The following is an 11,595-nucleotide window of genomic DNA, read 5'->3' on the forward strand; positions in this document are numbered from 1 at the left end:
AGCCCGCGAAGAGGCCGGTACAGATTTACATCGAGCCCAGGTTCAACGCCTGGGCGCAGGCCTGCAGCGACCGGCGCTCGCTTTGCGCATACAGCGCCAGCTCATCCTGTACCTGCAACCCCAGCGCCGCTTCGAACGCTTCGCGGTTGGCGTTGCTGCCGTATTCGGCCTGCGCATCGTCACCCAGGTTGGACTGGAAGATCCCCGCCGCACTCACCGGCAGGAAGTCCTCGTACACCAACGCCTCGAAGTGCACGTGGCCCGCGTCGATCAAGCCTTGCAGGGTGGTCGGGCGGCCTTCCTGGTCGCGTGCGGCCAGGCCTTTCTCGGTGGCGAAGTAGCGGAAGTACGCCAAGCCCTGTTCACGCATCTGCGCCAGGTCATCCGGGAATTCGGCAAAGTTTTCCTGCAGCAGCGCCATGTAACGCTCGGCATTGGCTTCGGCCGGAGCGCCACCCAGCGCAGCGCGGGTAGCGTCGAGCAACTTGTCGTAAAGCTGGCGACCTTTCGGCGTCAGCGCCGCGCCGCGTTGCTCGATTTCGCCAAAGCGTGCGGTGTGGCTGCCTTCGCGGCCTTGCTGGTCGCGGAAGGCGACCGTTTCCTGCAGGGCCTTGAAGCTGGTCTGGCGCAGCAGGATCGGGTGGCGGCGGGTGGGCGGGCCTTCAACCACGGCCTTCGGCGGGATGCCCTTGGCAGGCATGCCGAGCTGGATTGCATCGATATCCAGGGTACGCGGGGTCAGGTGGTTGATGTGCGGGCCCTTGAAGGCCACCACATCGGCGATCAGGCGGTGCTGGTCGTGCAGCTGCTGGTATTGCTCGGCCGTGACGGTAGCGTCCTGGTGCCAGCGGAAGGTGTGCAGCGCTTCCTGCACGAACGTCTCTGCATCCGCGGCGTCAAGGCCACCCTCGCGCTCACACTGGGCGATCAGTTCGAGGGCGCGGGAGGTGAAGATCTGGCGCTTGGCCAGGATGCTCTGTGCCAGCTCGCGCAACTGCGGGTTGTCGATCAATTCCAGGCGCAGCAGCGAGGTGAACACACGGAACGGGCTGACATGCAGCGATTGCTCGTGCACCGCGCGGAAGGCAGTGGAATGCACCGGTACGCCAGCGGAGCTGAGGTCATAGTAGCCGACCGGCTGCATGCCCATGACGGCGAACAGGCGGGCGATGGTGGCCAGTTCTTCGGCGGTGCCGACGCGGATGGCGCCGTGACGTTCCTGGTCCAGGCGCTCGATTTCGCCGGTCCAGCGCAGGGCCTCGGCCACTTCGGGTTGCTGGGCCATCACCTGCTGGTTGATTTCGCTCACCAGCTCCAGCAGCGTGCCGTACAGCGGCACTTCCTGTTTGTACATGAGCGACATGGCGGCAGAGAACTGCGCGCGGATGCTGTCTGGGCTGACGAAATCGTTGGCGGGCATCGCTAGCTTCCTGGTTGGGTTCGGACGCTTACATGAAAGCTGGGAATGCACTTTGCTCACAAGCGAAAAAAAGTGAGTGTGTCATTCCTTTTTTGATCGACCTCGACGGCCGTTTCACGGCTAAAGCCGCTCCTACAGGGACCGTGCAAGGTTGGGGTCTTGCGCAGCGCCCCGTAGGAGCGGCTTTAGCCGCGAAGAGGCCCTCAAGCCTGGAGCTGTTCGTGGATCCACTCCACCAGCGCCCGCACCTTGGGCACCTCCGCCGCATGTTCGGCGTACGCCAGATAGTGCGCCCCGGCACTGCGCATCGCATGGTTCCACGGCACCACCAGGCTACCGTCGGCCAGTTCCTTCGCCGCCAGGTAGCGCGGCACCAGCGCTACCCCGCACCCGGCCTGTGCTGCGCTCAACGCCATATAGAACGTATCGAAGCGCGGCCCGTGGTAGGCGCTGACGCTCTGCAGGTCCTGCTCCAGGAACCACTCATGCCAGGCCTCCGGGCGCGAGGTGCTTTGCAGCAGCACCAGCTCGGCCAGCTCCTCGGCGCCGGCCAGCTTGCGCCCGGCCAGCAGCTCTGGCGCACACACCGGCACCACCTCTTCACGGAACAACTCCACGCAAGTGGCCCCCGGCCAGGTGCCCTGGCCATAGAAGAACACCACGTCAGCCGAGCCTTGCAGCAGGGCGAACGGCTCCATTTCATTGCGAATGTCCAGGTGGATATTGCCGTGCCGTTTGCCAAACCCCTTCAGGTGCGGGATCAACCAGCGCACGCCAAAACTCGGTTGAGTGGCTACCTTCAATATCTCGGTCTGCTCGCCGTAGGTGAGTACGTAGCGGCTGGACATGTCCACCTGGGTGAGGATTTTGTTGACCTCGGCCAGGTACAGGCTGCCGGCCGGGGTCAGCTGCAAGCGCCGGCGGATGCGCAGGAACAGGTGGTGGCGCAGCATGTCTTCCAGCTGCGCCACCTGCTTGCTGACCGCGCTCTGGGTCAGGTGCAGTTCTTCGGCGGCACGGGTAAAACTCAGATGGCGGGCTGCAGCTTCAAAGCACTGCAGGGCGGTCATGGAGGGTACCAGGCGTTTTGACATAGCGGTCTCTGCGGCTCAAATCATTACCTGACGGAATGATATGCGGAATAAAGGTCGTTTGTTGTACCTATGTGATCGGATTAATACTGATCCACATCATTTTTCCACCCCATCACCGATGTAGGAGATGCACAAATGGTTGCTGGATTGCTCGAGCGCCTTGGCGTTGCCGCCGAGGCTTACACCCAGGGCGACTACCCTGTTCACACGCCGATCGACGGCAGCCAGATCGCCTCGGTGAAACTGCTCGGCAAGGCCGAGACCATCGCCCGCATCGATCAGGCCCAGAGCGCCTTCGAAGCCTGGCGCAGTGTGCCGGCTCCGCGCCGTGGCGAACTGGTGCGCCTGTTCGGCGAAGTGCTGCGTGAGCACAAGGCCGACCTCGGCGAGCTGGTCTCGATCGAAGCCGGCAAGATCACCCAGGAAGGCCTGGGCGAAGTGCAGGAAATGATCGACATCTGCGACTTCGCCGTTGGCCTGTCGCGCCAGCTGTACGGCCTGACCATCGCTTCCGAGCGCCCGGGCCACCACATGCGTGAAACCTGGCACCCGCTGGGTGTGGTCGGCGTGATCAGCGCCTTCAACTTCCCGGTTGCCGTGTGGGCCTGGAACACCGCCCTGGCCCTGGTGGCCGGCAACTCGGTGGTATGGAAACCGTCCGAGAAGACTCCGCTGACCGCCCTGGCCTGCCAGGCGTTGTTCGAAAAAGCCCTGAAAGCCTTCGGCGATGCTCCGGCTGGCTTGGCACAACTGGTGATCGGCGGCCGTGAAGCTGGCGAAGCCATGGTCGACGACCCGCGCGTACCGCTGGTCAGCGCCACCGGCAGCACCCGCATGGGTCGCGAAGTCGGCCCACGCGTTGCTGCCCGCTTCGGCCGCAGCATCCTGGAACTGGGCGGCAACAACGCCATGATCCTGGCCCCGAGCGCCGACCTGGACCTGGCCGTGCGCGGCATCCTGTTCTCGGCTGTCGGCACTGCCGGCCAGCGTTGCACCACCCTGCGGCGCCTGATCGTGCACCGCTCGATCAAGGACGAAGTGGTTGCCCGCGTCAAAGCCGCCTACGGCAAAGTGCGCATCGGCGACCCACGTAAAGACAACCTGGTCGGCCCGCTGATCGACAAGCAGTCGTTCGACGCCATGCAGGGTGCACTGGCCAAGGCCCGTGACGAAGGTGGCCAGGTATTTGGTGGCGAGCGTCAGCTGGCCGACCAGTACCCGAACGCCTACTACGTTTCGCCAGCCATTGCTGAAATGCCGGCGCAAAGTGACGTGGTGCGCCACGAAACCTTCGCACCGATCCTGTACGTGCTGGCCTACGACGACTTCGAGGAGGCCCTGCGCCTGAACAACGAAGTGCCACAAGGCCTGTCGTCGTGCATTTTCACCACCGACATCCGTGAAGCCGAGCGCTTCCAGAGCGCCTCGGGCAGCGACTGCGGCATCGCCAACGTCAATATCGGCACCAGCGGCGCCGAGATTGGCGGTGCGTTTGGTGGCGAGAAGGAAACCGGCGGTGGCCGTGAGTCGGGCTCGGATGCCTGGAAAGGCTACATGCGTCGCCAGACCAATACCGTGAACTACTCGCGCGAGCTGCCGCTGGCGCAGGGTATCGTGTTCGACTGATGGATTGATGCTGCATGGCCGGGGGCCTGGCCCCCGGTTCGCGGGTAGACCCGCTCCTACAGGGTTCGTCCAAGCGACACCGACCCCTGTAGGAGCGGGTTTACCCGCGAAAGGGCCGCCCTGCGGCCCCAACAAGAACAAATTGCTGGAGCCGGCCATGTCCGAACTGCGTCAACAATGCTTGTGGGAACACGTCAGCAAACCGACCGTCGCCGCCCAGGCCCTGGCCGGTGAGCACAAGGCCGATGTCTGTGTGATCGGCGGCGGCATTACCGGCCTGTCGGCGGCCATCCATCTGCTCGAACAGGGCAAGTCGGTGATCGTGCTGGAGGCCTGGAAGATCGGCCACGGTGGCTCCGGGCGCAACGTCGGCCTGGTCAACGCCGGTACCTGGATCCGCCCCGACGACGTCGAGGCCACCCTTGGCCAGAAGCAGGGTAGCCGCCTGAACAAGGTGCTTGGTGAAGCCCCGGCTGAAGTGTTCGCCATGATCGAACGCCTCGGCATCGACTGCCAGGCCCAGCACAAAGGCACGCTGCACATGGCGCACAACGCCACCGGTATCGCCGACCTCGAAGCGCGTCACGAACAATGGCGCCGCCGAGGTGCCGACGTCGAGCTGCTGACCGGTGCCCAGTGCCAGGAATACTGCGGTACCGACAAGATTTCCGCTGCGCTGCTTGATCGCCGTGCTGGCACCATCAACCCCATGGGCTACACCCAGGGCCTGGCGGCTGCCGTAACGCGCCTGGGCGGCAAGATTTTCCAGCAGTCTTCGGTCGAAGGCCTGGAGCGTGAAGGGGATGGCTGGCGGGTGAAGACTGCGCGTGGCGCTGTGCGCGCCGAAAAGGTGGTGATTTCCACCGGCGCCTACACCGAAGGTGACTGGAGCAACCTGCAGAAGCAGTTCTTCCGCGGTTATTACTATCAGGTAGCCTCCAAACCGCTGCAGGGCACCGCAGCCGACAAGGTGCTGCCACATGGCCAAGGTTCGTGGGACACCCGCACCGTGCTCAGCAGCATCCGCCGCGACGATCAGGGCCGCCTGCTGCTCGGCAGCCTGGGCCGGGTCGACAACAAGCCAGCCTGGTTCGTGCGCAGCTGGGCCGACCGCATCCAGGGCCATTACTACCCGGAGCTGGGCAAGGTCGAGTGGGAAATGCACTGGACTGGATGCATCGACTTCACCCCTGACCACCTGATGCGCCTGTTCGAGCCGGCGCCTGGGTTGGTGGCGGTGACCGGGTACAACGGGCGCGGTAATACCACCGGCACCGTGATTGGCCGGGCGTTTGCCGAGTTCCTGCTCAAGGGCGAGGCGGACAGCCTGCCGATTCCGTTTTCGCCGATGAGCGGTGTGAGCGCGCCTTCGCTGCGGACGGCGTTCTACGAGTCTGGCTTCTCGCTGTACCACGCGGGGCAGTGCCTGAGGGTTGTGTTGTAAGTACTGGCCTCTTCGCGGGTAAACCCGCTCCTACAGGTTCACCACAGCCCTTTCAGGCGGTGGACAACTTGTAGGCGCGGGTGTACCCGCGAAGAGGCCAGCACAGGCTTACTTGTGCAGCCAGCTGAGGAAGCCACCTTTCTTGATCAGGGTCGGCTTCTGCAACAACAACGACTCCCGGCTCTGCCGCCGGAACCGCTGCAACTTGCTCAACGCCGCCTGCACTTCGCCACGCTGCTGCAAACAGCTCTTCACCTGTTCCTTGTCGATCCGGTACAGCACGCAACTGGTTAGCGTGCGGAATTCGGCCAGCGAGTCTTCGTCGTCGATGATCCCCTCGATCCCCAGCACCTCTCCCGGCCCCATGCGCCCGGCCTCCAGCCGCTTGTCTCCGTCGCGCACCGAGGCCGATACCACACCGCTGCCAATCACCAGCAGATGATCGGAATGCTCGCCCACCCCCAGGATCACCTGGTCCGCCAGGTACTCGACTGCAGTCATGCGCTGGCTCAACGCATCGCGCTCTTCATCACTTAGCGAGCGGAACACTCGAACCTCATCCAGCACCTCGCGCTGGCGGCTGCGCGGCGGCACAGCCAGGTCGACGTTCCACATCACCCCGCTGGCCTCCAGATGCCGGTGCGCCAGGTCGAACAACTGGTTACGTGCATCGCCCTTGGTGCCCGCATCGGCCACGAAGCCGCTGGCCTCGTACTCCACCGACTCCAGAGTCGAGGCCTTTACCGTCACCTTCGGCTTCGGGGTCGCAAGGATGGCACTGACGCCCTGCAAGGCTTTTTCCAGCGCATCGAACACACGCTTGGGCCGCATCTTGGCCGGGACCACCACGCTGATCGATACCCCGTGCACATCGGCCGGGCGACTGTGGTTGAGCAGCCGCGCCTTGGCCGCCACCGAGTTGGGGATCACCGCCAGGCTGCCGGTACCGGTCAGCAGGCGCGTGGCGCGCCAGTCGATGTCCAGGACCTTGCCTTCGGTACCGTCGATGGAGATTGAGTCGCCAATCTGATAGGGCCGCGTGGTGTTCAGCACGATGCCGCTGAAGACGTCAGCCAGTGTGCTCTGCAGCGCCAGGCCGATGACGATGGCCATTACCCCGGAGGTGGCCAGCAGGCCCTTCACCGGCAGTTGCAGCACGTAGCCTGCGGCCGCGACCACGGCGGCGAGGAAGATCAACGCCCCCAGCACATCCTGCAGCAAGCGCCCGCCATGGCTGCCACGGGCCACCAGCAACAGGCCGAACACCACGGTCACCGTGCGCGCACCGAACAGCCACCAGCCGATGGCCAATACCGTGGCCATCAGGTTGCGCGAAAGATCGTCGGGCCACGGCGGTGGTTGCAGCGGGCTCATGCCGGCGGCCATCAGCACCGCGCTGAACAGCAGGAAGATCACCAGACGCGCGCTGATGCGCCAGGCATGACGCTGAATGGGGATCAGTTGCCAAAGCACGAGGTCGAGCAGGATCAGGGCGCAACCGAGCAACAACGGGGACGACTGGATGAACGCCAGCATGGTGGTCTCGGGGGTGAGGGGAGGGCTGTGGGTAGTAATAGAGCAGGTTTGCCGGGCAGGCAATGCAAGCCTGTGCTGGCCCCTTCGCGGGCTTGCCCGCTCCCACAGGTAAAGCGCTGGTTTTGAACCTTGTGCGATCCCTGTGGGAGCGGGCGAGCCCGCGAAGAGGCAGCAAAACCAACGCCAATCTATCGTTCCTAAAACAGAACGCTAAAGCCAAAAACCGCTATCTACCGCTCCAAAGGTGATGGTTTTAATCTTCTCCCATCAACGCGAAACACCCAACTTACTGAACATCAAAACCCTTAGGAGCTACCCCCATGACCCACTTCAAATACAACCGCCTGAACAAAGACGACGCCGCCGTACTGCTGGTCGATCACCAGGCTGGCCTGCTGTCCCTGGTCCGCGACATCGAGCCGGACGCGTTCAAGAACAACGTGCTGGCCCTGGCCGACCTGGCCAAGTTCTTCAATCTGCCGACCATCCTCACCACCAGCTTCGAGCAAGGCCCCAACGGCCCACTGGTGCCAGAACTGAAAGCCCTGTTCCCGGACGCCCCGTACATTGCCCGCCCTGGCCAGATCAACGCCTGGGACAACGAAGACTTCGTCAAGGCCGTGAAGGCCACTGGCAAGAAGCAACTGATCATCGCCGGCGTTGTGACTGAAGTGTGCGTAGCTTTCCCGGCCCTGTCGGCCCTGGAAGAAGAGTTCGACGTGTTCGTGGTCACTGATGCCTCCGGTACCTTCAACGCCATGACCCGCGACGCCGCCCACGACCGCATGAGCCAGGCGGGTGCGCAATTGATGACCTGGTTCGGCGTGGCCTGCGAGCTGCACCGCGACTGGCGCAACGACATCGAAGGCCTGGCCGCACTGTGCTCCAACCACATCCCGGATTACCGCAACCTGATGACCAGCTACAACGCCTTCAACGCCAACAAGTAAGCGCAAACGCCGCGGGCACCGCCAATCGGTGCCCGCCCAGGGCAGCACACCTATCCAATCCAGCGCCCGTCCGCCGTTGCACAGTGGATGCGGGCAAGCTCATCCCAAGGAACGCCGATGAACACCGCACTCCATGACAACCGCGAAGTGGTGACCGTATGCCTGCAACACAAGGTGCTTGATAGCTCGCCGGGCACCCCCGCAGCGCAACCGCCGCGCTGGAAACAGGCGCTGCTGACCTACCTGGTGATCTGCCCGATGACCATGGTCATCCCGCAACTGCTGGCGCCGCTGTTTGCACGCTTCCCGCAACTGGGCGGCGTGATCACCGGCAACCTGATCGTCAACCTGTTCGTCATCCTGCCCGTGGTGTTCTACATCATGCCTTGGGTAACCCGTCGCTGCGCCAACTGGCTGCGCGGCTGAGCCGACGCCTTCATCTCGACACTTTCAAGGAGATACCGCTATGAGCACGTTCGTTACCCGCGATGGCACTTCGATCTATTTCAAGGACTGGGGCAGCGGCAAGCCCGTGCTGTTCAGCCACGGCTGGCCGCTGGATGCCGACATGTGGGATTCGCAGATGGAGTTCCTGGCCAGCCGCGGTTACCGCGCCATCGCCTTCGACCGCCGGGGTTTCGGCCGCTCGAGCCAGCCGTGGAACGGTTACGACTACGACACCTTCGCCGATGACATTGCCCAGCTGATCGAGCACCTCGACCTGCGCGACGTCACCTTGGTGGGCTTCTCGATGGGGGGCGGTGATGTCAGCCGCTACATCGCCCGCCACGGCAGCGAGCGGGTGGCCGGGCTGGTGTTGCTGGGCGCGGTGACGCCAGTGTTCGGCAAGCGTGAGGACAACCCTGACGGTGTCGACCTGTCGGTGTTCGAGGGCATCCAGGCCGGCCTGCGTGCCGACCGCGCGCAGTTCATCGCCGATTTCGCCACGCCGTTCTACGGCCTGAACCATGGGCAGCAGGTGTCCCAGGGTGTGCAGACGCAGACCCTGAACATTGCGCTGATGGCGTCAATCAAAGGCACCCTGGACTGTGTGACGGCCTTCTCGGAGACCGATTTCCGTCCCGACATGGCCAAGGTCGATGTGCCGACGTTGGTGATCCATGGCGATGACGACCAGATCGTGCCGTTCGAGACCACTGGCAAGCAGGCGGCGGAGCTGATTCGCGGCGCCGAGCTGAAGGTGTATGCCGGGGCGCCGCACGGTTTTGCAGTGACCCATGCGCAGCAGTTGAATGAGGACCTGCTGGCGTTCCTTCAGCGGTAATTGTGGGAAACATTCGCGGGTAAAGCCGCGCCTACAGACGTTGTAGGAGCGGGTTTACCCGCGAAGAGGGCGGCCCAGGCAGCAAAAAGCTTGACCAGGACTAACCTTCTTCAACCCACCGCACATCCATTCAAGCCCAGGCCTTGCATCAACCGGCATGCTTCGCAGTCCCCTGCCGGCCCCTAGTCGGAGAAGCCTATGTCCCAGGATCGCAACGACAAGACCCGTCGCCAGTTCCTCGCCACCAGCACTGTGCTCGGTGCCGCTGGCGCGCTCTGGTCCGCATTGCCCTTCACCGGCCAAGCCGGTTCCGCTCACGCATCCAGCCAAGGAGGTTCCATGACCGCCGACCTGATTCTGTTCAACGGCAAACTGCACACCGTTGACCGCGAAAAGCCCACCGCGACCGCCGTCGCCATCAAGGACGGCCGCTTCATCGCCGTGGGCAGCGACGCCGAGGCCATGGCCCACAAGGGCGCCGCCACGCAAATCATCGACCTCAAGCAGCGCACGGTGATCCCGGGCCTCAATGACTCGCACCTGCACCTGATCCGCGGTGGCCTGAACTACAACCTCGAGCTGCGCTGGGAAGGGGTACCGTCGGTGGCCGATGCCCTGCGCATGCTCAAGGACCAGGCTGCGCGCACGCCAACCCCGCAGTGGGTGCGGGTAGTCGGTGGCTGGAACGAATTCCAGTTCGCCGAAAAACGCATGCCCACCCTGGAAGAAATTAACCAGGCTGCGCCCGATACCCCGGTATTCCTGTTGCACCTGTATGACCGCGCGCTGCTCAACCGCGCTGCGCTCAAGGCCGTCGGCTACGACAAGAGCACCCCGAACCCGCCAGGTGGCGAAATCCAGCGTGACAAGTTCGGCAACCCGACCGGCATGCTGATCGCCCGCCCCAACGCAATGATCCTCTACGCCACCCTGGCCAAGGGGCCGAAGCTGCCGCTGGAGTACCAGGTCAACTCCACCCGCCAGTTCATGCGCGAACTCAACCGCCTGGGCCTGACCAGCGCCATTGATGCTGGCGGTGGCTACCAGAATTTCCCCGATGACTACTCGGTGATCCAGGAGCTGGCCGACAACAACCAGCTGACCGTGCGCATCGCCTACAACCTGTTCACCCAGAAGCCCAAGGAAGAACTGGACGACTTCAAGAAGTGGACCTCTAGCGTCAAGCTGCACAGCGGTACCGACTTCTTGCGCCACAATGGCGCGGGCGAAATGCTGGTGTTCTCTGCCGCCGACTTCGAGGACTTCCTCGAGCCGCGCCCGGACCTGCCGCAGACCATGGAAGAAGAACTGGAGCCGGTGGTGCGCCACCTGGTCGAGCAGCGCTGGCCATTCCGCCTGCACGCCACCTACAACGAATCGATCACGCGCATGCTCGACGTGTTCGAGAAGGTCAACCGCGACATTCCATTCAACGGCCTGCCCTGGTTCTTCGACCACGCCGAAACCATCACCCCGCAGAACATCGAGCGCGTGCGTGCGCTGGGCGGTGGTATTGCCATCCAGGACCGCATGGCCTTCCAGGGTGAGTACTTCGTCGACCGCTACGGCGCCAAGGCCGCCGAGCAGACCCCGCCGATCAAACGCATGCTCGAGATGGGCGTGCCGGTGGGCGCGGGTACCGATGCCACTCGGGTGTCTAGCTACAACCCATGGACCTCACTGTACTGGCTGGTCAGTGGCAAGACGGTCGGTGGCATGGAGCTGTACCCGGAAGGCCTGAGCCGTGACACCGCGCTGCAACTGTTCACCCAGGGCAGCGCCTGGTTCTCCAGCGAGCAAGGCAAGAAGGGCCAGATCAAGGTGGGCCAGCTGGCTGACCTGGCAGCATTGTCGCTGGACTTCTTCAGTGTCGATGAAGAGGCGATCAAGGGCATCGAGTCGGTGCTGACCATCGTTGATGGCAAGGTGGTGTACGGTGCTGGCGAGTTCGACAAGCTTGGCCCGCCGCAGGTGCCGGTGCTGCCAGAGTGGTCGCCGGTGACCAAGGTGCCTGGGCACTGGCGTGTCGGTACGCCATCGTTGGCAGCCGCGGTGCACCAGTGCTCGGGGCCGTGCGGGGTGCATGCACACAGCCATGACAAGGCGCGTAAATCGAGTGTTCCGGTCAATGACTTCCAGGGCTTCTGGGGGGCGCTGGGCTGTTCGTGCTTCGCTTTCTAAGGTGAGCTGATGTGAAAAACGGGGGCCAATAACTGGCCCCTTTTTTGTGTCTTCAGTGC

Annotated in this window: 9 protein-coding genes; 6 read left to right on the plus strand and 3 right to left on the minus strand. The window is 63.7% G+C overall.

The window, feature by feature from the left end:
• Positions 1-25: 25 nt before the first annotated feature.
• Together ACF8Q6_RS03980 and ACF8Q6_RS03985 are read right to left on the minus strand one after the other, a co-directional pair.
• Entirely contained in the window at positions 26-1,420 is a 1,395-nt protein-coding gene (locus ACF8Q6_RS03980) for a VOC family protein (protein WP_003253544.1), read from the minus strand.
• A gap of 203 nt (positions 1,421-1,623) precedes the next feature.
• On the minus strand, positions 1,624-2,514 hold the full coding sequence (locus ACF8Q6_RS03985) for a LysR family transcriptional regulator (protein WP_019436537.1): 891 nt from the start codon (positions 2,512-2,514) through the stop codon (positions 1,624-1,626).
• Positions 2,515-2,649: 135 nt separating this feature from the next.
• Here ACF8Q6_RS03985 and ACF8Q6_RS03990 point away from each other — a divergent pair, with 135 nt between their 5' ends.
• Positions 2,650-4,140: an aldehyde dehydrogenase family protein gene (locus tag ACF8Q6_RS03990; RefSeq protein ID WP_003253547.1), complete on the plus strand. Its 1,491-nt coding sequence runs from the start codon at positions 2,650-2,652 to the stop codon at positions 4,138-4,140.
• Positions 4,141-4,297: 157 nt separating this feature from the next.
• Positions 4,298-5,584 (plus strand): FAD-binding oxidoreductase, encoded by a 1,287-nt coding sequence (locus ACF8Q6_RS03995; protein WP_003253548.1) that lies wholly within the window; start codon positions 4,298-4,300, stop codon positions 5,582-5,584.
• A 108-nt stretch (positions 5,585-5,692) separates the two neighbouring features.
• On the opposite strand, the gene ACF8Q6_RS04000 is transcribed toward ACF8Q6_RS03995, so the two are convergent.
• Entirely contained in the window at positions 5,693-7,120 is a 1,428-nt protein-coding gene (locus ACF8Q6_RS04000; protein ID WP_392494504.1) for a mechanosensitive ion channel domain-containing protein, read from the minus strand.
• A gap of 320 nt (positions 7,121-7,440) precedes the next feature.
• Here ACF8Q6_RS04000 and ycaC point away from each other — a divergent pair, with 320 nt between their 5' ends.
• The 4 genes from ycaC (at position 7,441) to ACF8Q6_RS04020 (ending at position 11,536) form a co-directional block, all read left to right on the plus strand.
• On the plus strand, positions 7,441-8,070 hold the full coding sequence (gene ycaC / locus ACF8Q6_RS04005) for an isochorismate family cysteine hydrolase YcaC (protein WP_003253552.1): 630 nt from the start codon (positions 7,441-7,443) through the stop codon (positions 8,068-8,070).
• Positions 8,071-8,187: 117 nt separating this feature from the next.
• On the plus strand, positions 8,188-8,496 hold the full coding sequence (locus tag ACF8Q6_RS04010; RefSeq protein WP_003253554.1) for a hypothetical protein: 309 nt from the start codon (positions 8,188-8,190) through the stop codon (positions 8,494-8,496).
• Between the two features lie 40 nt (positions 8,497-8,536).
• Positions 8,537-9,355, plus strand: coding sequence for an alpha/beta fold hydrolase (locus tag ACF8Q6_RS04015; RefSeq protein ID WP_003253555.1), 819 nt, complete (start codon positions 8,537-8,539; stop codon positions 9,353-9,355).
• 198 nt (positions 9,356-9,553) lie between these two features.
• Positions 9,554-11,536: an amidohydrolase gene (locus ACF8Q6_RS04020; protein ID WP_003253557.1), complete on the plus strand. Its 1,983-nt coding sequence runs from the start codon at positions 9,554-9,556 to the stop codon at positions 11,534-11,536.
• Positions 11,537-11,595: the final 59 nt, after the last annotated feature.

This window comes from Pseudomonas sp. GLN_2, from assembly GCF_043106005.1.
GTDB lineage: Bacteria > Pseudomonadota > Gammaproteobacteria > Pseudomonadales > Pseudomonadaceae > Aquipseudomonas > Aquipseudomonas alloputida.